The 25,076-nt window shown below is 41.2% G+C and carries 18 protein-coding genes; 8 read left to right on the top strand and 10 right to left on the bottom strand.

Annotated features, from left to right (window positions below; genetic code table 11):
- Nucleotides 1–45: 45 nt before the first annotated feature.
- Nucleotides 46–1,200, bottom strand: a complete 1,155-nt coding sequence (locus tag M3P19_RS01380) for a helix-turn-helix domain-containing protein (protein WP_249655822.1) — start codon at nt 1,198–1,200, stop codon at nt 46–48.
- A 553-nt stretch (nt 1,201–1,753) separates the two neighbouring features.
- On the opposite strand from M3P19_RS01380, the gene M3P19_RS01375 reads away from it, so the two are divergent.
- Both M3P19_RS01375 and M3P19_RS01370 read left to right on the top strand, forming a co-directional pair.
- Nucleotides 1,754–2,557, top strand: a complete 804-nt coding sequence (locus tag M3P19_RS01375) for an endonuclease/exonuclease/phosphatase family protein (protein WP_249655821.1) — start codon at nt 1,754–1,756, stop codon at nt 2,555–2,557.
- 42 nt (nt 2,558–2,599) lie between these two features.
- Nucleotides 2,600–3,571 carry a metallophosphoesterase family protein gene (locus tag M3P19_RS01370; RefSeq protein WP_249655820.1) on the top strand — a complete coding sequence of 324 codons (972 nt, stop codon included), beginning with the start codon at nt 2,600–2,602 and terminating at the stop codon, nt 3,569–3,571.
- Nucleotides 3,572–3,667: 96 nt separating this feature from the next.
- On the opposite strand, the gene M3P19_RS01365 is transcribed toward M3P19_RS01370, so the two are convergent.
- Nucleotides 3,668–5,368, bottom strand: coding sequence for a DUF4091 domain-containing protein (locus tag M3P19_RS01365; protein WP_249655819.1), 1,701 nt, complete (start codon nt 5,366–5,368; stop codon nt 3,668–3,670).
- 215 nt (nt 5,369–5,583) lie between these two features.
- Here M3P19_RS01365 and M3P19_RS01360 point away from each other — a divergent pair, with 215 nt between their 5' ends.
- From M3P19_RS01360 to M3P19_RS01345, 4 genes are all read left to right on the top strand, one after another.
- Nucleotides 5,584–6,708: a helix-turn-helix domain-containing protein gene (locus M3P19_RS01360; protein ID WP_249655818.1), complete on the top strand. Its 1,125-nt coding sequence runs from the start codon at nt 5,584–5,586 to the stop codon at nt 6,706–6,708.
- A gap of 233 nt (nt 6,709–6,941) precedes the next feature.
- Nucleotides 6,942–10,187, top strand: a complete 3,246-nt coding sequence (locus M3P19_RS01355) for a SusC/RagA family TonB-linked outer membrane protein (RefSeq protein ID WP_249655817.1) — start codon at nt 6,942–6,944, stop codon at nt 10,185–10,187.
- 21 nt (nt 10,188–10,208) lie between these two features.
- On the top strand, nt 10,209–11,915 hold the full coding sequence (locus M3P19_RS01350) for a SusD/RagB family nutrient-binding outer membrane lipoprotein (RefSeq protein ID WP_249655816.1): 1,707 nt from the start codon (nt 10,209–10,211) through the stop codon (nt 11,913–11,915).
- A 29-nt stretch (nt 11,916–11,944) separates the two neighbouring features.
- Nucleotides 11,945–12,817, top strand: coding sequence for a hypothetical protein (locus tag M3P19_RS01345; protein WP_249655815.1), 873 nt, complete (start codon nt 11,945–11,947; stop codon nt 12,815–12,817).
- 90 nt (nt 12,818–12,907) lie between these two features.
- Here M3P19_RS01345 and M3P19_RS01340 read toward each other — a convergent pair whose 3' ends face one another.
- The 5 genes from M3P19_RS01340 to M3P19_RS01320 all read right to left on the bottom strand — a co-directional run bounded on the left by M3P19_RS01340 (nt 12,908) and on the right by M3P19_RS01320 (nt 16,970).
- Nucleotides 12,908–13,411, bottom strand: a complete 504-nt coding sequence (locus M3P19_RS01340) for a Cif family virulence factor (protein ID WP_249655814.1) — start codon at nt 13,409–13,411, stop codon at nt 12,908–12,910.
- 10 nt (nt 13,412–13,421) lie between these two features.
- Entirely contained in the window at nt 13,422–14,462 is a 1,041-nt protein-coding gene (locus M3P19_RS01335; protein ID WP_249655813.1) for a leucine-rich repeat domain-containing protein, read from the bottom strand.
- A 17-nt stretch (nt 14,463–14,479) separates the two neighbouring features.
- The gene (locus M3P19_RS01330; protein ID WP_249655812.1) at nt 14,480–14,929 is read right to left on the bottom strand and encodes a Cif family virulence factor; all 450 of its coding nucleotides are present in this window, start codon (nt 14,927–14,929) and stop codon (nt 14,480–14,482) included.
- A 112-nt stretch (nt 14,930–15,041) separates the two neighbouring features.
- Nucleotides 15,042–15,530 (bottom strand): nuclear transport factor 2 family protein, encoded by a 489-nt coding sequence (locus M3P19_RS01325; protein ID WP_249655811.1) that lies wholly within the window; start codon nt 15,528–15,530, stop codon nt 15,042–15,044.
- Between the two features lie 3 nt (nt 15,531–15,533).
- Nucleotides 15,534–16,970, bottom strand: coding sequence for a serine hydrolase domain-containing protein (locus M3P19_RS01320; RefSeq protein ID WP_249655810.1), 1,437 nt, complete (start codon nt 16,968–16,970; stop codon nt 15,534–15,536).
- A 300-nt stretch (nt 16,971–17,270) separates the two neighbouring features.
- Between M3P19_RS01320 and M3P19_RS01315 the strand changes: the two genes are divergently transcribed.
- A complete protein-coding gene (locus M3P19_RS01315) occupies nt 17,271–18,227 on the top strand; it encodes a helix-turn-helix domain-containing protein (RefSeq protein ID WP_249655809.1) in 957 nt (318 codons plus the stop codon).
- A 140-nt stretch (nt 18,228–18,367) separates the two neighbouring features.
- Nucleotides 18,368–18,880, top strand: coding sequence for a nuclear transport factor 2 family protein (locus M3P19_RS01310; RefSeq protein WP_249655808.1), 513 nt, complete (start codon nt 18,368–18,370; stop codon nt 18,878–18,880).
- 80 nt (nt 18,881–18,960) lie between these two features.
- On the opposite strand, the gene M3P19_RS01305 is transcribed toward M3P19_RS01310, so the two are convergent.
- The 3 genes from M3P19_RS01305 to M3P19_RS01295 all read right to left on the bottom strand — a co-directional run bounded on the left by M3P19_RS01305 (nt 18,961) and on the right by M3P19_RS01295 (nt 25,070).
- The gene (locus M3P19_RS01305) at nt 18,961–22,179 is read right to left on the bottom strand and encodes a TonB-dependent receptor (protein ID WP_249655807.1); all 3,219 of its coding nucleotides are present in this window, start codon (nt 22,177–22,179) and stop codon (nt 18,961–18,963) included.
- Nucleotides 22,180–22,455: 276 nt separating this feature from the next.
- A complete protein-coding gene (locus tag M3P19_RS01300; protein WP_249655806.1) occupies nt 22,456–23,328 on the bottom strand; it encodes a hypothetical protein in 873 nt (290 codons plus the stop codon).
- A 29-nt stretch (nt 23,329–23,357) separates the two neighbouring features.
- Entirely contained in the window at nt 23,358–25,070 is a 1,713-nt protein-coding gene (locus M3P19_RS01295) for a SusD/RagB family nutrient-binding outer membrane lipoprotein (protein WP_249655805.1), read from the bottom strand.
- Nucleotides 25,071–25,076 lie beyond the last annotated feature (6 nt).

Below are 25,076 nucleotides of genomic sequence, written 5' to 3'. Positions count from 1 at the left end.
TTCGCCCTTATCGGAAAGCACATTTTTATACTGTATATCAGTGATTTACGAATCCCGAAAGGCGGAGGGAGTCTTAGAAGTAATTTTCTTAAAAGCGGAATTGAAGGCGGACTTTGAGTTGTAGCCCACACGTTCCGCAACTTCTTCAATGGTCAGTTTTTTACCCATATCCGTTTTTAAAATCGTCTGTGCTTCCTTGACACGATAGGTTGCCAAAAGCTCGAAAAAAGACTTACCAATTTTCTCATTTATGACCTGTGAAACATGATGCGGGGTTTCATGAATGGCTTTCGCCAACCCAGACAATGAGGCCGTACTACTTTTAAAGTACTTTTCATTCTCCATTTGGGACAAAATGTTCTCGAGAATGGTATTTTTTTCAGATTCCTCCAAAGACGACTTTATATATTTTAGAGATGGGACTTCTAAAAAGGAAGAAACCTCGTTGTAATAGGTCGATTGATTCATGATTTGGATCGCAGTCATAAATATCATAAAAGAAACATAGAGATATATAAAATGGTCACCTACGTCGTCATGAAAAGTATTCTTTACAAGAATAAAGATTATCGTCACGATTATGATATGCAAGGAGATATTACGAATAGCCTTAAGGGTTTTGTTTTTCGTTACAAAAATTGACTCTCCCAAAGATTTGGTTTTAAGCAATAGTTTACGTGACCCAAGAATTATGTAAACTACAAAATAAATGCCCGTTAATAGATTTGTATAATTGCGAACGCCAAGGGGATCATCTGAAAAAGTTTGGTTTTCATCCAATCTGGGATAATCCATATCCATTACCTCAAGGCTATCATTAAATTTGACTTCATCAGGTTGCAAGAAATAAAACATACAAATGCCAAACCAGAACAGCGAAGGGATAAAATGCACCCAATAATATTTTTTCCTATGGCCATCAAGTTGTGAATCGATAAATAAATAGAGTAATCCCGCCATTAAAAAGTTCAGTGGCTCAGCAAAATTCGATAACCATAAAAACCTAAAAATATACCCTGTGTAATTCAGCCAGCCTTCCAACATCGTTAGCGATATGGCAAGAATAAAAAGCCCCATAAAAAGGTTGGGGAGATTGTTGCCTAGTGATTTTTTGATGATGAAGTAGGATACGAATAGGCCAAGAAAAACCCCTAAAAATATAACTAAGGCTATAAAATCTATTTGTTTTGGGATTTCCATATTTAATCAAAGTAACAATAATATAAAAGAACTAACCTTAGAACAAGGCAGTTTACGTATAAACACCTTGCTCTTTCATTCTGATTATTGCAAAATCAAGATAACGGAGGAAAATTCTCAGTACAACTTACCGCCTTAGAAAACAGGTTTTTAAATTTGATACAAAAGATATCTTTATATGAATATTTTCTGGGGTTTTGTTTAAATACTCAAATTCTTGATTTGAAAAATTGATATACATATGTATGAAATGAAAGCCAAATGATATCATTTACGTTCAAATAGACTGTCAACAGATTTTGTAAGGTCGTTTCCAAACATATAAAACCTCGATTTCCGTGAAGCTGCTAGATTCTGGCCAACCATAAATAACAGAGTCAATAAAACATATTACTTCCTTTTTTGACCCCTTGAATCCTGACCTTGGAATGACCAACTGTCACTGCATATATTCATTTTCATTCAAGAAGTTGAAGATTACGATTTTAAACGAATAAGATTCCTAAATTTACTTCAGAATAATTCTCCATACCAGCCTTAAAATCACGGATCAATGACAACCTCCTGTACGTTTCGAACAGTCTTAACGGTAACAATACTTATTACTGTCCTTTTTAATAGTATGGCCCAAGAAACTTCAACCATTCGTGTGCTCACCTATAATATTTATCATGGTGAGACAATGAAAGGCAATTTTGATCTTGACCTTATTTCAGCAACGATTAAAAGTGTGAATCCTGACCTTGTAGCACTTCAGGAAGTAGATGTGCACACAGATCGTGCAATGGGGATGAACATCGTCACAGAATTAGCACAAAGAACAGGATTAATCCCAATTTTTGGCTCGGCCATGCCCTTCAGTAATGGTTATTATGGTGTAGGCATTCTGTCCAAACATCCAATAGTCAAATCTCAAAACCATAAATTACCAAGCAAAGTCGGTCATGAACCTAGAACTGCATTGGAAATTTGGGTTGCGTTGAAATCGAAAGACACCATCCGGTTCGTTTCCACACATTTGGATAATATGGATGAGAATTCTGATCGTTTGAATCAAGCCAAGTTTATCAATCAAACATTTGCTGACAAAGAATCATATGCGCCAACGATTTTGGCAGGGGACCTAAATGCGCTTCCTTACGGTGAAACCATGAAAATATTTTATAATCATTGGCAAAAGTCATTTTCGGAAAATACACCTACTTCCCCATCAAGCAATCCGCAATCCAAAATAGATTACATTTTATATAGACCACAAGATAGATGGGAAGTTATTTCGACAAAAGTAATCCAAGAACCCGTGGGTTCCGACCATCTTCCTGTTTTAAGTGTGCTAAAGCTGCTTCCCAGGCGGTAATCTTGGAACTGACCCTTGACCAAACCAAACAAAATACAACAAATGGATAGACGAAAATTTATCAAAAACACCGGAAAAGCGAGCATAATGATGACGCTTCCATTGCAAATCCCAACTGTGGATTTTTTGGAAGGTAACGTGCTAAAAATTGGTGTTGTAGCAGACGTACATCAAGACATTATCCATGATGCCTATGCCAGATTACGTTTTTTCATGGACGATATGAAAGAACGGAAACCGGATTTTATAATTCAATTGGGTGATTTTGCCTTACCACGGAAACAAAACCAGCCTTTTCTGGATATCTGGAATGAATTTGATGGTCCGGCGTACCATGTATTGGGCAATCATGATATGCGTGATTTGGGTTTTACACGAGAACAGACCATGAAATGGTGGCAAATGCAGTCTCGCTACTATTCTTTTGATAAGGAAGGTTTTCATTTTATCGTTTTAGATGGTAACGATAAAAACCCTGCACCTTGGAGCGGTTATGACCGTTATATCGGAAATGAACAGAAAAAATGGCTAAGCAACGATCTGGCCAATACGTATAAACCTACGATCGTGTTTATTCATCAGAGCCTTGAAAACGAGGAGGGAATTGCCAATAATGCGGACATAAGAACCATTTTAGAGAAGGAGAAACTACAGAATGGTAAAACAAAGGTCATCGCATGTCTATCTGGGCATCATCACACAGATTACATGAAAGTAATCAATGATATCCCTTACATTCAAATCAACAGTATGTCCTATCGTTGGGTCGGCAGCAAATACAGTAGAGAACGCTTTGCTCCTCATATTGAAAGCGCTTATCCTACCGTTAGCTCAACCTGCCCTTACCGTGATCCTCTTTACACTGTGATTACATTGGATCCTGAAAAAAACAATCTCCATATTGAAGGATGCACCACGGCGTATATTTCACCATCACCAGTAGAAATCGGTTATCCAAGTGGTGATAAAATGAGCCCAACTATAACTGAAAGATCAGTAAATTTTGAAGCGTAAATAACCCTATAGTAATTGGTTAGTAAAATTCACATCGTTTCCTATTATAGGACACTGCTTAATTGCAACATCAACCTATTGAACAAATCAATCAAATTATTGACTTAAAGCTTCCAAAATTATTCTTCGCTTTTTGCGGAAATCACCAATATTGGTATCATAATGCTCAAAGTTGTACACTGTAGTCCCTACTAATTCCTTTGCCGCTTCCGGAAATTTTTCTTGGTACATTTTAAGTAATTCATAGTCCACAATACCATCTCGCATGGCTTCCAAACGGATGGAGGGATAAATAGTCCCTTTTCCAGGGTAGGCAATCCAACAATCCCCTCCTGGCAACACATTTCCTGATGAAACTATCATTCCAGACGCATCTTCATATGGATTACCTGCTGTAGCTATACCACTACCGGTTTTCCAAAAATTAAAACCCCAATGCAAATAACCTGGGATACCATATTTATGATTGACCCAATGCAACAAACGCGTTTTAATCAATGGTAATTCTATAAAACGATTAGCATACTCACCCTTGGGTGCCAAACAGGTATAAAACCATGCATCTTCACCTTGCTCTTGTCGCTCCTTGTAAAAATCAAGGTCTTCATTTAGAAAATTCATTTGAGGAACCCAAACATCCACTCTTCCCTTTAATTGAGCAGTATGACAGGCTTCAATAACCTTTAAATTAGGTTCGATGCTTTTGAGAAAATCCGATATTTCAATATAGGAATCTGCATTGGAAGTTATTGGCTCATCAGCAATATGCTGTAAATAAATATCTTCCCAACCCTTGGCTCTAATGTTCTGCATCAATGCTGGCAAGAATGCCGCATAAAATTCGCGAACACCAGATTCATTAATAGACTTGGTTTCTAATTTTTTGCTGTCATCGCCAAAGACAGGCACATTAAGCCCAAAAGGACCATCCCAACCTTCTAATCTTGTACCCAAATGACCGCCTTCCAAAGTTCCAATCACGCCTTCCTCAATGAACAATTCTACTAAGGCATTGAAATTTGTAAAATCAAACTGCCAATTCCCATTTTCATAAGTAAACTCCGTGTGCTGTAATGGTGAAAGCATGGCCACATTTTGACGATAATCAGCCAATGTTTTAGCAAGCACCCTGGAAAGTTCCCAATACGTTTCACTGTATGCTTCAACCGATTCATTATCGTTCAAATAATCCAAATTACCTAGTGCAAACCAATTGGTAACCAATAAAGAGGTTTTTGTAATCACTGGTTTGAAGACTTCTACTGAAAACGGTTTGGTTTGCGTAAACTCAGAACCTTGAATTTCGCCAGTTATCTTTAATTGCCCAATATACATTCCGGTTTCTGCATCCTCGGGTATTTTAACGGATACCCAAATAGGCTGACTTGTTGAGAATGGAACATCGGTGCTGCTTTTGTAGATTATAGGATCTGGGAAATAGCCAGAATTGGATTTTATGATATCCTTGGATGGGTCAGGATTGGTTCTTCCGACTTTCACAAATTCAACAAAACCTTTTTGGATTTCCAAAAGTTCCGTTCCATGCTTTTCAGGTGGTGTAATTTCCAATGATAGGTTTTTAATATCGTCATTGGACCTAACCACAAACTGAAATGAGGCATGTTCGCCACGAGCTACATCGGCGTGGGCATTAGTTTCCTTGAAGTAGCCATTATCTGGAAGTACTTTTTCCAATGGATCTACATATTCAAATATTATGGAAGGGGTATTTTGATGACAGCCTATACTGCAAAGCGTTACGAGGATTATCAGAACTTTTACAAAATTGAGGTTCATGGCTAGGTTAAAAAGTTAATTATCGCGAATTAAATGAGGATTAAACCAATCAATAACCATCAAATTTATACATCAATAACATACAGAATTGGGCTTCAAATGACTCAAAACGATACTCTTTTGACAGAAAAACGCAGTCTAAAACCTTAATATTTCATAATACTTATAAGGCTTTTATAAATTAACTTAGGCATTGGATACATTTGAAATAAAACATGGGACTGTCTTATTTATTGGTATTGATGTTCGCTTTTCAAGCTTTATTGCTTGCCGTTTTATTTGTGTTCCGAAAAACGCAAAACAGACAGGCCAATATTTTGCTATCGCTTTTTCTGGCTTCCAGTTCATGGTTACTTATTTCCAGCGTATTGTATTGGACACAGCAATTGTTCACTGTAGAATACATCCATTTCTATTGGATTTTTCATATACCACTCGCAGCTTTTGCACCGTTGTTCTATTTCTATCTTAGAAACATTGTTTTGGAAAAAAGGTTTGTTCCAAAAAAAGACTTTTGGCATTTTATTCCGTTGTTGTATACGGTAATTAGTGTTATGCCTATCATACTGATTCCTGCAAAGGAAAAACTGGAATTATTACGGACCCATCAATTAGGTAAGTATACCTATTTATTAATCCCACATCTTGATGTAATTCTTATAGCCCTAATGGCATTTTATGGAATCGTCATCATTTTCAAGTTCTGGAAAATCTATAAAGGAAACAGGGATCTACGAATTTGGACCAGAGCCATCATAACGGCATTTTTCGGATGTGTACTTAGCTTTGTTGCCTATTGCATTCTTTATTTATTGGGTGTTGTTACCGAAGAGCAAGATTATGCGGCCAATCTGCTACTCTCAATTTTTGTGCTGGTCATTTCCTATTTCGCATTCAATTACAGCGCCATTTTCAATGGTATTCCAATTGAAAATGTACTGCCTTTTGTGAAGTACAAAAAAACAGGATTATCCAAGAATTATTCTTTGGAATTAAAGGCCAAATTGGAAGGGCTGATGAAATCAGAAAAACCCTATTTACAAAGTGAGCTGCGATTAGATGATTTAGCAGAGTTACTTGGTGTCAGCAGGCACCATACTTCTCAGGTGATCAATGAATATTTCAATTCAAATTTCTTTGATTTCATCAATACCTACCGTGTCAAGGAATCCATTAAATTATTGGAAAGCAGGAAAAAGGAAGTAACACTTTCAGAAGTAGGATATCTTTCAGGTTTCAATAATACGGTTTCCTTCAATAAAGCATTCAAAAAGAATACCGGACTTACACCTTCAAAATACCGTGGTCTTCTTTTGAACACCAAGCAATCTCTTAATTAGTAACGGCAAAGTCCGTAAGACTTATAAGGCTTTGCGTTTATAGAGTGCTGTTTATGTTGTTTTACCTCGCAATTGTAAAGGTAAGGTGGTGAGAGGCCTTACTTCTTCAGAATCAATCCCATTAGGTTTTGTTCTCATTTTAGAAGTTAATTGAATTAGCTATCAACGTTTCTTTAGCCACCTGCCTTTCTCTATTGCACTAACTCAATAATGTATAACAAAACTCTAATTCTATGAAATTAAAAAAACTGTTCAGGGTTTTGGTGTTAACGCTCTTTAGTTACACCGCTGTCCTTGCCCAGGAAAAAACAATTAGTGGTACCGTCACAGATTCAGATGGACTACCGCTGCCTGGGGTCAACATTGTCGTTGAAGGTACCACTACGGGTACCCAAACAGATTTTGACGGTAACTATGCTATCAGTGCCAGTCAAGGTCAAGTATTGGCGTTCAGCTATATCGGCCAAAAGGATGCCAGAAGGGAAGTTGGCGCAAGCGATGTGATCAACGTCCAAATGGAGGAAGATGCACAGGCACTCGAGGAAGTCGTTGTGACTGCCCTTGGTATCAAAAGGGAGAAGCAGGCATTGGGTTACGCCGTTACCGAGGTGGGTAGCGAGGACCTGGAGCAACGACCGGATGGTGATGTCGCCAGGGTTCTTCAAGGTAAGGCCGCAGGTGTACAGATCACCAACCAGAGTGGTCTTTCCGGTTCCGGTACAAACGTGATCATCCGGGGTCTTTCCACGTTCAGCTCTAGCAACCAGGCATTGTTCATCGTGGACGGTGTGCCGTTCAGTACGGACACCAACTCACAGGGTAGACAGGGCGACCGTCAGGATTTCATCAATGGTAACAACGGTTCCAGTAGGTTCCTTGACCTTGATCCCAACAGTATCGAGAGCGTGAACGTCCTTAGGGGTCTTGCAGCTGCTACCTTATATGGTTCACAGGGTCGTAACGGGGTCATCCTCATTACCACCAAAGGTGGATCCACTGGTGCTGCCGGTCCAAAGAAGACAGAGATAACGGTGAATTCTTCAGTCTTCTTCAACGAGATCGCCTCTACACCAGATTACCAGAACGAATACGGTAACGGTTTCGACCAGTCCTTCGGATGGTTCTTCTCCAACTGGGGCCCAAGCTTCAGAAGGGAAGGAGCCGCAGGATGGGGCGGTCAATCCGCGATCGACGACCAAGGGACATTGGCCCACCCATACTCCACTTCAACTGCAGCCATCCAGGCCGCTTTCCCGGAGTTCCAAGGGGCACGTTACGATTGGAGACCATATGACAGTGTGGGACGCTTCTTTAAAAGGGGCATCATCACCAATACCTCCATCAACGTCCGTGGCGCTTCAGATGACGGTAAGATCGGGTACAACGTGAATTACGGTCACTTGAAGGACAACGGTTTCACACCGAACAACAGTGTTACGCGTAACACCCTTTCCGTTGGTGGTAGGGCGCAGTTGAGCAACAAGTTCACCGCTGCTGGAACACTAAATTATTCTAGGACAAACTTTACCTCCCCTCCAGTGGCACTCAGCCAGGGTAACGGAGCAACAGGTACGGGTTCCTCCGTTTTCGGTCACTTGTGGTTCACACCACGTAGTATCGATGTCCAGGGACTTCCGTTCCAGAACCCTATCGATGGAAGTAGCGTTTACTACAGACAGAACAACTCCATCCAGCACCCATTATGGACCGTGAACAATGCAGAATCAAATCAAGAGACCAACAGGATTTTTGGTCAAGCAACTTTGCAATATGATATCAACGACAACCTGAACTTGGTGTATCGTGCAGGTATCGATATCTATAGTGAGAACAATACCAACTACCAGAACAGAGGTGGTATCGGTGGTGGTGCCAGAACGGTTAGCGGTTTCTACGATACATGGAACAACACCAACACCATTTGGGACCACAACTTCATCCTTAACGGTGACTTTGACATCACCGAAAAGATCGGGACCACATTCAACGTTGGTGCCACTTCAAGGAGACAGGTGTTTGACCAGAACGGGGTTTCCAGTGATGGCCAGCAGGTGTTCAACATTTTAAGACACTTCAATTTCTTGAACCAGAATCAAATTCAAAGGTTTACAGAAAGAAACCTAGTCGGTGTTTACGGCCAGGTGGATTTCGATTACGATAAATACCTATACTTGACCCTTGCAGGTCGTAACGACTGGGTATCGAACTTCTCCAGGGACAACAGGACTCAGTTCTACCCATCGGCAAGTATCTCCTTCATCCCAACGGCTGCCATCGATGGCCTTAAGTCGGAGAACGTATTGAACTACTTGAAGATCCGTGCGGGTCTTGGGGTATCGGCGAACTTTGAGTCTTCTCCTTACCCCGTTGCAAGTACACTGATATTGGACACCCAGGATGTACAGGACGGGTCCGGGGCCAACATCGTGACCAACGAAGTGGGTACAAGAACGGGTAACCCGAACCTGAAGCCGGAGACCTTGGAAGAGATCGAACTTGGTATCGAATCCAGATGGTGGGACGGACGTATCACATTGGACGCTTCCATCTACCAGAGAAAGACCAACGATCTTATCTTGGACAGACCTTTGGATCCAGCCGCTGATCTTGGAACAAGGATCGTTGCCGTCAATATCGGTGAGATCGAGTCCGAAGGTATCGAGGCCGATTTGGGCATCAACTGGTTCAGGGCAAAAGACCAAGGCGGTTTCAGTTGGAGAACCAATGTGAACTTCACCGCTTATGAAACGACCGTTACAGATTTAGGTCAAGATACAAATCAAGTGGTATACTCCGGTTTCTCAAACTTGGGTAACGCGGCCATCCAGGACGAGCCATTGGGCGTGTTCTTCGGTAGCCGTATCCTTAGGGATGCCAACGGGGACTTCGTTGTAGGTGCTGACGGTAACTACGTACAGGATCCAAACGATGGTATCATCGGTGATCCGAACCCGGACTGGGTAATGAACGTAAGGAACAACATCTCCTATAAGAACTTCAGCCTAGGGTTCCAGTGGAACTACACCCAAGGTGGTGACGTTTATTCCAGTACCGTATCAACTTTGATGGGTAGGGGTCTTATCACGGAGACCATCGATCGTGAGGATACTTATGTACTTCCAGGGGTTGATGCCAACGGTAACACCAACAACCTACAGATCAACAACTCCACCTTCTGGTTCTCCAACATCCTTTTCGGACCAAGTGAGCTACAGGTGTACGATGCCACTACGATAAGATTGCAGGAGGCCTCATTGAGCTATTCCTTGCCAAGCAAGTTCTTGGACAAGACACCATTCGGGAACCTGACCTTCACGGTATCAGGGAACAACCTTTGGTTCAGAGCGGTCAACACTCCCAAGGGCGCCAACTTCGATCCGAACACCTCTGGAACCGGCGTTGGGAATGGATTCGGTTTCGATTTTATCAACGGACCCAGTGCAAGAAGATACGGGCTTAGTGTAAAGGCAACATTCTAAGAATAAAAAATTTATAAAACAATGAAACGGATAACTAGAAATATTTTTACGGCATTCTTCGGAATGGCCCTTGTATTGGTTTCCTGTGAGACAACGGAATTGGACCTTACCCAGAATCCCAATGCGTTGACACCGGACCAAGCAAGCGCGGACTTTCTACTGAATTCTGTACAGGAAGACTTTGTGAGACAGTTCGAAGGGGATGGCGACTTTGACCCTAATGACAACTGGGCATCGGGAGGTAACACCACCGGTGACGGTTTCAACGAACTTGGCATGGAGCTTACCCGTATCGTGAATATGGGCGGCAGGAACTATGTGAGTGTGTACCAAGGAAGTGACATGTCCGATGAATGGTCCAATGCCTATCGGATCTTGGCCAACATCAGGACAATGCAACCTTTAGCTGAACAATCGGAATTGTTCACCCATTTGGGTATGGCCAACTTCTTTGAGGCCTACCTATTTGTGACCATGGTGGATTTCTTCGGGGATGTACCGTACTCTGAGGCTGCCATCGCTGATGACAACTTCAACCCGGTTGCGGATCCAGGTGCTTCAATTTACGATGCCGCATTGGCCTTGTTGGATCAGGCAATTGCGAATTTCAACGCCACGGAATCTGCTTTGCCTCCTACAGATTTATACTTTAACGGGGATGAAAATGCCTGGGTAAGAGCCTGTAACACCTTAAAGATGAAGATCTACTTGCAACGTAGATCGGTGGACGCCAGTGCTGTGGCCAGTTTCAATGCGATTGTTACAGGTGGTAATTATATCGCCGACACAACAGATGACATGATTTTCAACTGGGGGGCTACAAGTGCCTCTCGACCAGACAACCGACACCCTCGTTACGGAATCAATTATACGGTTTCCGGTGCAGGGGAATACATGTCCAACTGGCTCATGAACCTTATGGACACGACTGACGACCCAAGGATTAGATACTACTTCTACCGCCAGGCAAGTGCCGTACCTGGTGCGGAGATTCCACCGGATGAGGAGACTTTGAACTGTTCTTTGGAAGCACCGCCACAGCACTATATTGACGGAGGTTTCACCTTCTGTTACCTTCCAAATGGATTCTGGGGCCGTGATCACGGTGATGCGGATGGAACGCCTCCGGATGGTTTGTTACGAACAGTTTATGGAACTTATCCCATTGGTGGTAAATTCGATGATGATAGTTTTGAAGCCATTGGTCTAGTTGCTGGTGCAGCTGGTGCTGGTATCACTAATCTGTTGACCGCCTACACTTCAGATTTCATGATAGCCGAAATGGCCATGGTTTCAGGTGACGAACCGGCGGCAAAGACCGCATTGTTGAATGCATTGGACAAGTCCGTTGCAAAGGTACAGGCGTTCGCCTCTACAAGATTAGGAACTGCGGATGGCTCCTTCCAACCTGATGCAGCAGCCATCAGTGCTTATCGTGATACTGTTGACGCCGCTTGGGATGCCGCTGATACCAACGGAAGATGGAACCTTTTAGCCGAGCAGTATTGGGTTGCCCATTTTGGAAACGGTGTGGAGCCTTACAATTTCTACAGAAGAACAGGCTTCCCGACCACCTTGCAGCCAAATTTGGAGCCAAATCCGGATGTGTTCATCCGTTCCATGTACTATCCGACGAACTCGGTGAACAATAACTCCAGCATCAGCCAGAAACCGAACCAACAGCAGACTGTTTTCTGGGATACCGGTGATATACCTGCTGCCAATTAATAACTGCATTGAAAACAAAATAAGAATTCATGAAAAATTTAAAATTATTTATAGCACTTGCTTTCGTCGCGCTTATGGCTTCTTGCTCTGAGGACGACAAGGTAACCGTGCTAGTTCAGGATACTGTTGAGCGAGGTGCGGTTTTAAGGACTGTCTCGTTTGAGAGCACAACGTTCAATGTCTTTGATCCGGCCTCCATTTTCGGGGTGACCATCGAGGAACAAGACCTATTGGATGGTGGATTATTGTCCAATATGGAGATCTATGTTGGATTTGTGGACAACACGTCCTCCAATGGAACGACCACTGCTGCCGAGACCTTGGTGAGCACCGTGGCCGCTTCAGAGTTCACCAATGGACCGAACAACCTGCCAAGGACCAGCTTCAGCGTGAGCCTTGGTGAGGCACTCAGTGCATTGGGTATCGTCAACGATCCTGCCAACGTAACAGGTGGTGACCAGATCGCCATCCGTTTGGTGGTGAACCTTACCGATGGAAGATCTTTTACCGATGTGGATGCTACTGGTAACGTTTCCGGTGGTTCCTTCTTCTCATCTCCATATGTTTACAGAGCTGGGATCAATTGTATCCCAACTGCTCCCGTAACTGGGGATTATGAGTTGACCATGGACGACAGTTATGGTGATGGATGGGACGGTGCATTTATTACCGTTGACATCGATGGTACGACCACTGATTATACGGTATCCGTTGCCCAGGCGACCACCAATACAGAGACGATCAATGTTCCTGATGGTACGACCACTTTGGTTTGGACGTATACTCCAGGTAACTTTGAGGGAGAGCACACTTACGAGTTGATCGCACCTAGCGGTGAGACTGCTGCCGCAGGTGGTCCTGGCCCAACTCCTGGCAATATCGTGTTGAATATTTGCAACTAGTAGAATGACATAAAATATCCTACTATAATAGAAAGAGGCATCAATTGATGCCTCTTTTTTTTAAATCCTACTGAATTGACTATTAGAAAGTCAATTCCCAAAATACTCCTTTGGCAATTCTGGGTACGTCAAATTATCGCTAAAAAAGTTGGAATAAATCCTCCAGCCTTGATTTGGAACCTTAATCAACCGGAAGGTATTAACTCCTTTTATGTGGTATTTCCCACTGGACGTTTCCAAGAAAAACTCATAAGAACTGAAACGCAAGGCCACACCTCCAAAAATGTTGGTTATACCCTTAATTTCATGCTCTTTAAAGGATTTAATATTATTCTTTTTGAAGGCTTTCTTGTTTTTTTCCCTAAACTCCTTGGCTACAAAAACCTGCACTCGTGCTGTGTCAATCTTTCCTATTAATGCATCAGGATGATAAATGGAATCCAAGGTGGCGTAATCCACGGGCTTATTGGCATCAAATGAGATGGAGTTGTACATTTTTTTAATGATAGCGTCTATTTCGGCTTGATCTTCTGCTTGGCTTTGTCCAAAAGCGGCTAAGGCATAAAAAAAGGACAAAACCAAAATAGTTCTCATTCTCATGATATTAGTTTCTGATGATGATAGTTAGATTTTTATTTAACTGCTTTAATTTTTCGATTTGATAATTCGGCCAAGGATCCTTATCCAATACCAATTTGGTTAAATGTGTTTTTTGGATGTAGTCAAGTGGAATATTTTCATTCAAACTTCCTCTTAAGTCAAGTGTTTTAAGCTTATTGGGCAAAGACATAACATGCCAATCCAGCTTTAGATTTGGATTATTCCTCATTGATAAAGCGTTAAGGTTATTTAATTTGAATAGCGTTTCGGGAAAGCCTTTTAAATCACAGCTATTCAATGCCATTTGTTCCAAACTGTTAATTGACGACAAGGTTTCCAACGACTCAATTGGATTTCCGCTAAGCCATAACAGTTCTATTTTTTGCAGTCCTTTTATCTCTTTTGGAATTTTACGTATTCCATTTCCTCCAAACCCCAAGTGCCGAAGGGAACGCAGTGATCCGAGCTTTTTTAGGCTATCTGTTATATCCAATTTGGAATTACTGCCAAGCCATAAAGCCTCTAAAAAATGTAATTGTTCAATTTCTTTAGGAAGTATAACAAATCCATTGTTCATAAGTGCTAAGTTTCTCAGACCTGTTAATTTGGAAAGTCTTGAAAGCACCAGGTTCCAATTCAAATTTGGAAGTCCATTGAGGTTTATGGATACTAAGCTGTTCAAACTATATGTGCCAGCAGGAAGATCCGTAGGGTAAGTGTTTTGAGTCGAATAATTCCCTAAATCCAAGAATTCAATGGAATTTAATTCTTTAAGCTTCACATTTGTTTCATGCCAATTTTCAGCACATAATTTCAGTTCTCTTACATTCTCGAATAGCGCCAACGATTTGTACCACTGTCTAGCTTGCTCCATTTCACAAGGGACATGTATGCGATAAACAGTAGTTGGGCTTTGGGAAGCCTTATCCAAATTGGTATAAATTGGAAGCTGAGCTATTTCATTTTGTAATGCTTCAAGTGTTTGGGTATTACCTAAGTGCCAAATCGACAAACAAAGAATGAGAAACGCTTTTAGTTTATGCATATTAAAGTTTTGCAGAGTTATGGTTTAAGTTCATAAATGGTACCGGATTTTCTAAAGCTTTCTTCATCCAAATTTGACCTACGATCCATGTCTTGGGTAATTTTCCAAACCCCGTCTTGCTTTTGCAGGACTACCATAAATTCCCGGTAATTGGTCATTAATACCAGTCCGTCAGTATTTGTTGCCTTAAATCGATAAAATCCTGTTTGATAGACATAATTGGCATTGAACGCAGTTGAACCAATGGAAAAAATGATTTCTGCTTTTTCCTTCTTTTGACGGAGCATAGCAAAAAATCCATGCAATTCTTGAAGGTAAATTTGACCGCCGTAGATTTTATTCGAATCTACTGAAATACGCATGATATCTTTATCGTGAATTGCCTGTAATTTTTCGGCATCTAAGTCTTTATATGATTGCATAAATGGGAGCCAAACATCTTTTTTTACATTTTCCAGCAGCTCCATAGGTACTTCGGTCGTTCTTTGACCCTGAACAAGGAAGGGAATAAAACAAATGCCGATTGATAGTATGAAATACCTGCAAATCTTAGATATTTTGAAATTCTTATTCATCATATTAGTTCAATTGACTCGTATATTGTTCTTTCCATCTCTTGAAATCCGTGTAATCCGTATGTTTTACAATCAAGCCCGATTCAAATTCCAATACCGATACCTCTCTCATGCTAAATGAAAATACCTTTCCTGTGGCCTCTTGTTTCCATTCATAGTTTAAGGTCCCCTCAAAAACAGCAAAATTTCCTGAAACAAAATGGTGATCTATAGCATAGGACATATTTTGAATTTCTGCGGTTGCCTGTTTCAAATGTTGGAGTACCTTGGTTTTACCGCTAACCAGTTTTGTAGAAGGATCCACTTCTGCCCATGTTGGGTCAGACCATTCCACTTCATCTGCCATCATTGAAGCAAAAATGTCTATTGATTTGCCAAAATAGGCATCGATATAAGTCCTACTTATTGTTTTAAGATCCAATTCCTCATGTTGACCAAATCCAAGATGTCCCATCAACATTGCCAACACTGCGTAAAACTTGATTTTTCCCATAACTTAATTCGATTTTGTAAAATAACCCACATCTCCACCACCATATTCCATTTTATAACCAAGGTAGGAGCCCTCTTTTTTTTCGAAAGTCAATACCGCGTTGAATTTTTTCAACATGAATTGATTTTCAGCGATAACAATTGGTTCATCGTATAATGGATCTGGAATCGGGTTTTTTAAATCATCCAAGTGCATTTGACACCTACCATCCACCCAATCTACCCACATGGCCAAATGCTCTTCTCCTCGTCGCTGATACATCCCTAGTAGTGGAATGGTTTCAGCATTTGTCAACTTTCGTGGATTCTCAATTATTCGTGCTTGGTGCGATTTCCACGCGTATGTATTCGCTACTGAATGGGTAATTTCATCTATCAAATCCAAAGCAAACTCCGAATTAGCAAAAACCACCATGCCCATGCCTTCATCTGGCAAAGCAATAAAATGAGACGTAAAACCTGGATTTACCCCGCCATGTTCAAAGAACAAATTCCCAAGGTCGCCACCTGTCATAACCCCTAATGCATATCTTTCATTTTCAGTGGATTGCATCAATTTCTTTATTATTTCTTTGGAAAACAACTTCCCTTTTCCATAATAGGCATTAATCAATTCAACTACTAACGAAGCAAAATCCTTTGCAGAGGTTGTTAACCCACCGGACGCCAATCCAGCGTATCTGCGTATTCCGTTACCCTTTATTTTTCCATCTTGGTGCCCAAAAGAAAAGGCGTCAGAAACTTCGTTGGACTCATATTGTATGAAACTACTGTTGGTCATCGTTAAAGGGTCGAAAATGTACTGATTTGCTAATTGCTGGAAAGTTTTGCCCGAGACATCTTCCAATGCCTTTTGCACTACCCAATAGCCGCCTCCGGAATAGATCCACTCTTGATTTGGCGGAAATACAATTTGAACCTTGGGTGAAAGTGATGGAGCATTCCCATTTAACAAGGTCAACAAATCTGGTAACTCCTGATGGTCTTCATAACCACCAGTACCATGAATATTAGTTCCTGCTTTGTGCAAGAGCAATTGTCTAATACTAACATTGGTGGCATAGCCCATTGGTGACTCTAGTTGCCACCCTTTCAAATACTCATTGACATCCACATCCAATGACAAAAAACCCTCTTCTTCCAATTTTAAAGCAAGCAAAGCGGTAATCGATTTTGTAATGGAAGCTGCTTGGAATATGGTATTCTCATCAACCGGGAACATCCCTCCTACTTTTGCCGTACCATAGCCCTTAACCCATGAAATACTATCCCCTGCAATGACTGCCAATGCCAATCCTGGTACTTTATATTTTTCCATTTGGGATTGCAGATCAAATGTTGGCGTCGTTTTGAAATGGAGTTTCTCGGTAAGCTTGCTTTCAACTTGATGAATGAGATTGTAATCTAATGCCGTACTGTGGTTTTGCCCCTTCTTTTCCATGCAGCCCAACAGCATAAAAAGCATACAAATCACATGAAAACAATAGGATGAACGCATAAAAAAAGCTTCAAATACGGCAACGGTGTTTCTAAATTAGTAACAATCATCAATATTATTAATGATATGACCCCAAAACCTACGCTAAAAGGATTTTTTTGTATCACATTCGGATAATATTCAACTTTTCGGAAATTCCGAATTGACTCAGAAAGCTTTTAAAAATTAGTTTTTTTTAACACAATCCATTCTTTGCATGTACTTACAATTATATAAATTCCCTACGCAATAAGTAGTTTCTTTATGGACAATCACCATCTCCAAACTGAGTCTTATGCCGAATTATGGGAATCGGTAAACAACATTCGAAATCTTGAAGCAAAACTTATCCCGGTATACAGCAAACAGGATATTGTTTATAAAAATTTTTCCATAAGATTTGTGGAAGCTTATACACCGCATGAAGTAACCTATGCTGGAAAAGTTGCTTCCCCGCATTTGGTGCTAACGTATATGTTCAAAGGAAATTTACACATCACATATGGCGATGGTACCTCTACAACACTTAGCCAAAACAATCAGTACACCTACTACTTACCAGACAACGACTATGAACTCACTTACCCCAAAGAGTCTTTTGTACAATGGGTCCGAATAGTGGTCAACAAAGAATTTATTGATGATGTCATTTTTAAAATGTTCGGTGGAAATAGTTGGATCAAACCCTTTGTAGTAAAAGGTCAGCGTTTTATTGACCGAAAGGGATTGGTGATGCATCCAAAGATTGTGCAGTGTCTAAGTGAAATTAAAAACCCTCCTTTAGACGATGCTTTAAAAGAAATGTACATTACGATTAAAATTTTGGAGCTCATCAGTTTTAACCTTGGTTACGACCGCACTTCAAATATTATCATGGTCGGCAATATCCCATATCGCGATATGTTGATACTAAATAAAATTAGAGAGTATCTTAATTTCAGTTATCTGGAAAAACAAAGTCTCACTGGCATTTCACAACAATTTAAAATCAACGAATTCAAACTAAAAAAGGGTTTTAAAGCCCTTTTTGGAACCACTGTTTTCAATTATATCAATGATTTAAAAATGAAGAAGGCCAAAGACCTCTTTGATGAAGGTTTAAACGTATCTGAAGTATCCATCATTCTGGGGTACACTTATCCTCAACATTTTAGTGCAGCATTTAAGCGAAAGTTTGGGAATAGCCCAAAAGAATACACTTCAAAATCCAATTTGACCTAATTATGGGCGGCACCCATAAATCAATTTCATGGTCTTTGAATCCATTATATAAGTCGTTTAAATCATTTCTTCAAAACTTTTGGATTGGATTGTTTTAATTGAAACTAACACTTAAATATCAATTAAATAAATCCAGTAATATGAAAAACAGTAGGACAATTACTAAGTCGACAAACGCGCTATTCAGCCTCTTATTTGTGGTTTGCTTAGGTAGCAAATGTGTTGCCCAAGATGGTAATCGTTCGTTGCTACCTAAAGCACAAGAATACATCAAGGCCTACTATGCAGGGAATGCCGAAACTTCAGGTCAACATATGCATGATTCCATTCAATGGTCCGATCATACATCTAAGGAAGTAGGCACATACATTTTAGAAGTAAAGGGCAAAATCAATGTAATAAACCACATCAAAAAAATGACCAGGGATATCTTGATTTGTGAATTCATAATTGACCATAGTTTTGAGTCGGATGTATACACCATATTCGAAGGTGATTTGAAATACTCTTGGCAAGATTATCAATCCAAAAAGGTTTACGATTTCAACATTAGATCTGTGGTCATTCTCACATTTGAGGGAGATAAAATCATAAAGCATGAAGATTACGCTGATTTCAAGACCCTAGGCAAACAGTTTCACGAACAGAAATAACTGTTTTACACTAAAATTTGCCAAGTAAAAAGCCGTGCTCAAATGACCACGGCTTTTCTTTATGAAAACTATCTAAAACGCTAATTGAAAGAATATCGTAGTCCCAATTGCATCTGCCATCTGGAACTTTGTATCCCTACATCATCAATCTGCTCAATCTGTTCAACGATTGTGGGATTAAAACTAAAAGTCGGGTCTTCCCCACCAGATTCAGTTCGAAGTAAACCAATATCACTTACAAACTTACGCTGTCCCCAATCTTTGTTCAACATATTGGTAAAATTGAAAATATCCGCGGTAAATTGAAACGAATGCTTGGAATTCCCCCCTAAATTAAGTTTGAAATCTTGAATGAATTTAAGATCAATTACATGGCTCCAAGGTCCTCGATCACCATTACGTTCCACGTATTGTCCTCTTCTACTTCTTAAATATCCATTGCTCTCAATAAAAGCATCCAACTCACTCCATTGCTCAGCTGGACTCAAACCATTACTTTCAACCAATGTTATTTCGTTTGAATTTTGCGGCACAAAGATTAAAGCATTATCCCTGGAATCATCATTTAAAAGGTCTGCGCCTTCTTGATATATATAGCTAAATGGAGAAGCTTGATTCCCATCATAAAAAAGTGCCAATGTAGTCTTCAAGTTATCTGTCCATCTGAATTGATAAGAGAAATTACCCACAATCCTATGACCAGGAGAAAAATCAGATCGGGATAAAGGGATATTGGAATTCTTTCCATTCACGGTTTCCATGTTTCTCCATTGCGAACTGTTCTGGGAAGATGTACCATCAAATATGGCGCGTGCATCTCCATACGAGTAGGAAATACTTCCGGCAAATCCATTTTCAAATGGTTTACTTAAAGTTGCACTAAAGTTCCAAGAAGAACCCTCGGAGGTGTTGGAAGCGAGAAATATACCACCGTAAGTGCGATCAATCCGGTCATTCCTGTCATAAATTGGTCGATTGTCCGCTCCATTGAGACTCCCAACTGGACCACGAATATTCAGATTTTGGTAGAATACGGCATTGATATTTTTATTGTAGATCCCTTCAACAGAACCAACAAGTCCAAAAAATGGTAATTTCTGATCTACCGCCAAATTGGCCTTCCAAACTTTAGGTAATTTAAAGTCTTCAGCAAACATATCCACATTACCACCAACACCACCAGTACCAGGTTCAACATTAACAGGTTGATTGTTAACATCTGGGGTGAAAACTACATCATCTGGCAAATTGAAGCTTGCAGCAAATCCACTTGTGATCCCATTGTTGTTATAGGTGCCACCAGGCCAAACCAATGGCAGTCTTGAGGTGAACATACCCCATCCTCCTCGTATCTGGGTCTGTCTGTCACCATTAACATCCCAGTTGAATCCAAGCCTCGGAGAAACATGCACCGATGTATTTACGCCCTTACCTACCTGTGCACCTTGCAAATCTTTTCCTTCTGCCGTCAATAATGGAATTGTTCTGGAATTGAAATCATCATTGACTGTCCCATCCTCCCAAATCGGGAAATCAAAGCGCAAACCAGCAGTCATCTTAAAATTCTCGGTAACCTGTATTTCATCCTGTGCATAAAAACCCAATTGCCACACGTTGAATTCAGATGCTCCAGCCGACTCATCACCAACAGTGCCATCGCCTACCAATGAATAACCGTGCTGGTAAAAGTTGATGTTTTCATTATTGATGAAATCGGCAACATTGTTATAGGTATAATCCCCATAATTAAACGCAAAAAACAAGTTTTTCACTTTTGCATATTCATTATGCGTTCCAAGTGTTACAGTATGTTTTCCGGAATAGATTTCAAAGTTGTTGGTGAAGGTAAATACATCTTGGTTCAGCAAGTTTGCTGTCGAAAATGGCTCAGCGCCAAAGGTGATTCTTCCGCTCCCATCAAAAATATCTACTGAAGGGAATGGGTCACCAGAAGGATCTCTATCATCCCGAACCTTAGTATATCCGATAACCATTTTATTGGCCATACGATTACCTATACGCGCGTTCCACTCCAAAGCAGTAGAATTGGTAATAGACTTAAAAATCTCGGATCCGTTGATAAATCCAATTCCAAAATTACTTGAGGTTCTAGATTCCAAATTATCAGCCTTTACATAGCTATGGCGTAAAGACAACTTATTGTTAGCATCAACATTCCAGTCCAACTTTGCGGTAACCTTGTCACTGGTCAAGGTTCTGGTGTTATTGTCGTAGCCTCCGGGATTGTAACCGTACGTATTTTGCAGGAACGAACTTAAATCCGCCAGTCCTTGTGCATCCGTATCCCCAACATAGTTGGTAATATCAAAAGGTTGAGGTGTTTCATCATCCTGTCTTTCATAATTCACAAAGAAAAACAACTTGTCTTCCACCAATGGGCCTCCTAGCCTAAAACCATATGTTTTTGCGGAGAAATCCGCCAATTTTTCACGACTACCTCCATCAGGAACGTTGGCGTGTGGGGTTTTTCCAACCAATCCTTGGTTTCTAAAAAAGTAATAGGCAGATCCTTGAAAATCATTGGTTCCTGACCGTGTTACGGCACTTATGGAACCACCAGAGAATCCAGCAATGCGAACATCAAAAGGTGCCAATTGAATTTGAAAAGATTCTATGGCATCTACTGAAAACGGATTAACGCCTGTTTGTCCTCCATTGGTTCCTGAACCCGCTAAACCAAATACGTCGTTGTTAATGGCACCATCAATATAAATGGCATTGTAACGATTGTTCTGACCACCCAACGAAACTGAAAATCCATCGTTACCCTCTTGTATTTGGGCCTGCGGTGTCAATCGTACAAAATCCGCAATAGATCTTGAAGCGGCTGGAATGGTTTGAATCAATCGATTGCTAATATTTGTTTCAGCTCCTGTTCTATTGGAGTTGAAAACACCATCTGATTGGGCAGTGATAACCACACCTTCCAATTCTGTAGCTGATTCCAGTAGTTGCCTATTGATCCTGTACGCTTCACCAAGTTGCAAATACACACTATCTTCTACATAATCATTGAACCCAACATAAGAGATCTCCACCTTGTAAGGACCTCCGGGACGCATCCCAGAAATTCTAAAGTAACCGTCAAAATCCGTAGTACCGCCATATAAAGTTCCTGACGGTAAGTGGGTTACCTTAATATTGGTTCCAAGTAAAGGTTCGCCTTCTCCATCCAATATGCGACCGCCAATGGATGAGGTGGTTACACCTTGACTGTAAGCGAGTATCAAGAATGAGAAAAAGAACAAAATTGATAACGCTAATTTCCTGTTTTTCATTAGTTTATAGTTTAGTGATTTTGGGGTAAAATTCACATTTCACCCCCTGTTATTTGTTAATCCAAGGTTAAGTGAAGTAAAGGGCATCATCTATGCAACGAAGCAGGGTTTTCATGCTATGAACATCCTAATTCCATAATTTTCGACGCAAGCTTGCTAAGCACAAACCACCTAAATCAGAAGAAAAAAGAAAGTGGATCGACCCACGCAATACGATGGGACCGATCCACTTTTCATAAAGCAAGCTGCTTTACGCTCTAAACTAACTCTCTCTTTTTAGTTACAGATATTCAAAACGATCTCACCGGGCGTCGGACCAGGGCCATCTGCCGCAGCAGTCTCACCACTGGGTGCGATCAACTCATAGGTGACCTCACCATCAAAGCTTCCTGAGGAAAACGACCAGATTAACTCTGTAGTCCCATCCGGCACATTGATTGTTTCTGTATTTGTGGTCGCCTGGGCAGCCGATACCGTATATTCAGTGGTAGTACCGTCAACGGTAACGGAGATAAACGCTCCATTCCAGCCATCACCAAAACTGTCATCCATGTTCAACACGTAATCTCCAGTTACAGGGGTCACAGGAATACAATTGACCCCAACTCTATAGCTAAAAGGCGATGAGAAGAAGGAACCACCGGAAACGTTACCAGTTCCATCTGAATCAGTGAACGATCGTCCGTCCGTTAAATTAATTACCAATCTTACGTTAATTTCATCACCACCTGTTACGTTGGCCGGGTCATTGACGATTCCCAATGCACTCAACGCATCACTTAGTGTAATGGAAAAACTAGATCTTGGTAAATTGTTCGGTCCATTGGTGAACTCTGAAGCGGCCACTGTGCTCACCAAGGTCTCGGTAGCAGTGGTTGTTCCGTTGGAATCCGTATTGTCCACGAAACCCAAGTAAACTTCCATATTAGAGAACAATTCCCCGTCAAGGTGATCTTGTTCCTCCAATGTTACTCCAAATGTAGAACTTGGATCAAGGACATTGAAGGTTGTGCTCTCGAACGAGACGGTCCTTAAAACCGCACCTCGCTCCACGGAATCCTGTACAAACAAAGTAATCTTATCGTCCTCAGAACAAGAGGCCAAAAGCGCTACAAATGCAAGTGCTATAAATAATTTAAAATTTTTCATGAATTCTTATTTTATTTTCAATGCAGTTATTAATTAGCAGCAGGTGCCGAACCATTGTTGTCCCAGAAAACGGGCTGTTGTTGGTTTGCTTTCTGGCTGATGCTAGAGTTGTTGTTCACCGAGTTGGTCGGATAGTACATGGAACGAATGAACACATCTGGATTTGGCTCAAGGTTCGGCTGCAAAGTGGTTGGGAACCCAGTTCTTCTGTAGAAGTTATATGGCTCCACACCGTTTCCGAAACTTGCGATGAACAATTGCTCACCTAGGATGTTTGATTTACCTTCAATATCGGCGCCATCCCAAGCAGCTTCAACCGCATCACGATAATCGGATATGGCGGTTGCATCAGGTTGGAATGATCCATCGGCATCCCCTAATCTTGAAGCAGCAAAGGCCTGTACCTTGGCCACGGATTTGTCCAATGCATTCAACAATGCAGTTTTAGCACCTGGTTCATCACCGGCGGCCATGGCCATTTCAGCGATCATGAAATCCGTGTTGTAAGCGGTCAACAGATTAGTGATACCAAGGCCCGCAGCACCGGCAACAAGACCTATGGCTTCAAAACTATCATCGTCGAATTTACCACCTACAGGATAGGTTCCATATGTAGTCCGTAAAAGACCATCCGGTGGAATACCATCAGCATCCCCATGGTCACGGCCCCAATATCCATTGGGTAGGTTACAGAAAGTTGTGCCAAAATCCAAATAATGTTGCGGAACAGGCTCCAGGGAGCAATTTAAAGTTTGCTCATCTACAGGAGTACCGTCAGCTCCAGGTACCGTAGCATTCTGTCGATAGAAATAGTATCTAATCCTCGGGTCGTCCGTTGTGTCCATAAGGTTCATGAGCCAATTGGACATATACTCCCCAGCACCGGAGACCGTATAGTTGATCCCGTAACGTGGGTGTCTGTTATCAGGCTGTGAAGCACTGGTAGCACCCCATTGGAATATTAAATCATCCTCGGTATCTGAAATATAATCCCCGGCTGCAATAATGGCATTGAAACTGGCAGCCGCACTGGCATCCACCAATCTACGTTGCAAGTAGATCTTCATCTTCAACGTATTACAGGCCTTTATCCATTGGTCCTCATCACCTGCATAATAAAAATCTGTAGGAGGTTTAGCGGAGGGGTCGGAATTGAAATTGACTATTGCCTGATCCAACAAGGCCAATGCGGCATCATAGATTGAAGCACCTGGATCCGCAACTGGGTTGAAGTTATCATCGGCGATGGCAGCCTCAGAGTAAGGTACATCCCCGAAGAAATCCACCATGGTCACAAATAAAAAAGCTTCAATAAATTCACCAATGGCCAAGTGGTGTGTAAGTCCGGCTTCTTCTGCTAAAGGTTGCATGGTCCTGATGTTGGCCAAGATCCGATAGGCATTGGACCATTCATCTGTCATATCACTTCCTTGGTATGTACTCACATAGTTCCTACCGCTCATATTCACGATACGGGTAAGCTCCATGCCAAGTTCGTTGAAACCGTCACCGGTGGTGTTACCACCCGATTGCCAGTTATCGTTAGGGTCGTTATCGGCATCCCCTTCGAACTGTCTCACAAAGTCTTCCTGTACAGAATTCAGCAGGAAATCAGCACTTGCGAGATCTGGTGTCAACGCATTGGGATTTGCGGTAAGATCCAACTCGGTTGTCTCACAGGAAACCAATACAAGGGCCATTCCGAAGAATGCCGTAAAAATATTTCTAGTTATCCGTTTCATTATTTT

The organism is Flagellimonas spongiicola, assembly GCF_023502425.1.
GTDB classification, from domain to species: Bacteria; Bacteroidota; Bacteroidia; order Flavobacteriales; family Flavobacteriaceae; genus Flagellimonas; species Flagellimonas spongiicola.
Note: the sequence above shows the minus strand (reverse complement) of the source record. Positions and strands in the feature narration are given on the sequence as shown.

Excerpts from the sequence above, each read along its gene's own strand:
- M3P19_RS01325 (WP_249655811.1), bottom strand. The coding sequence starts at position 15,530 with ATGGGAAAAATCAAGTTTTACGCAGTGTTGGCAATGTTGATGGGACAT.
- M3P19_RS01320 (WP_249655810.1), bottom strand. The coding sequence starts at position 16,970 with ATGGAAAAGAAGGGGCAAAACCACAGTACGGCATTAGATTACAATCTC.
- M3P19_RS01295 (WP_249655805.1), bottom strand. The coding sequence starts at position 25,070 with ATGAAACGGATAACTAGAAATATTTTTACGGCATTCTTCGGAATGGCC.
- M3P19_RS01370 (WP_249655820.1), top strand. The coding sequence starts at position 2,600 with ATGGATAGACGAAAATTTATCAAAAACACCGGAAAAGCGAGCATAATG.
- M3P19_RS01305 (WP_249655807.1), bottom strand. The coding sequence starts at position 22,179 with ATGAAAAACAGGAAATTAGCGTTATCAATTTTGTTCTTTTTCTCATTC.
- M3P19_RS01350 (WP_249655816.1), top strand. The coding sequence starts at position 10,209 with ATGAAACGGATAACTAGAAATATTTTTACGGCATTCTTCGGAATGGCC.
- M3P19_RS01380 (WP_249655822.1), bottom strand. The coding sequence starts at position 1,200 with ATGGAAATCCCAAAACAAATAGATTTTATAGCCTTAGTTATATTTTTA.
- M3P19_RS01345 (WP_249655815.1), top strand. The coding sequence starts at position 11,945 with ATGAAAAATTTAAAATTATTTATAGCACTTGCTTTCGTCGCGCTTATG.
- M3P19_RS01365 (WP_249655819.1), bottom strand. The coding sequence starts at position 5,368 with ATGAACCTCAATTTTGTAAAAGTTCTGATAATCCTCGTAACGCTTTGC.
- M3P19_RS01360 (WP_249655818.1), top strand. The coding sequence starts at position 5,584 with ATGGGACTGTCTTATTTATTGGTATTGATGTTCGCTTTTCAAGCTTTA.
- M3P19_RS01315 (WP_249655809.1), top strand. The coding sequence starts at position 17,271 with ATGGACAATCACCATCTCCAAACTGAGTCTTATGCCGAATTATGGGAA.
- M3P19_RS01310 (WP_249655808.1), top strand. The coding sequence starts at position 18,368 with ATGAAAAACAGTAGGACAATTACTAAGTCGACAAACGCGCTATTCAGC.
- M3P19_RS01330 (WP_249655812.1), bottom strand. The coding sequence starts at position 14,929 with ATGGAGCTGCTGGAAAATGTAAAAAAAGATGTTTGGCTCCCATTTATG.
- M3P19_RS01340 (WP_249655814.1), bottom strand. The coding sequence starts at position 13,411 with ATGAGAACTATTTTGGTTTTGTCCTTTTTTTATGCCTTAGCCGCTTTT.
- M3P19_RS01300 (WP_249655806.1), bottom strand. The coding sequence starts at position 23,328 with ATGAAAAATTTTAAATTATTTATAGCACTTGCATTTGTAGCGCTTTTG.
- M3P19_RS01355 (WP_249655817.1), top strand. The coding sequence starts at position 6,942 with ATGAAATTAAAAAAACTGTTCAGGGTTTTGGTGTTAACGCTCTTTAGT.
- M3P19_RS01335 (WP_249655813.1), bottom strand. The coding sequence starts at position 14,462 with ATGCATAAACTAAAAGCGTTTCTCATTCTTTGTTTGTCGATTTGGCAC.
- M3P19_RS01375 (WP_249655821.1), top strand. The coding sequence starts at position 1,754 with ATGACAACCTCCTGTACGTTTCGAACAGTCTTAACGGTAACAATACTT.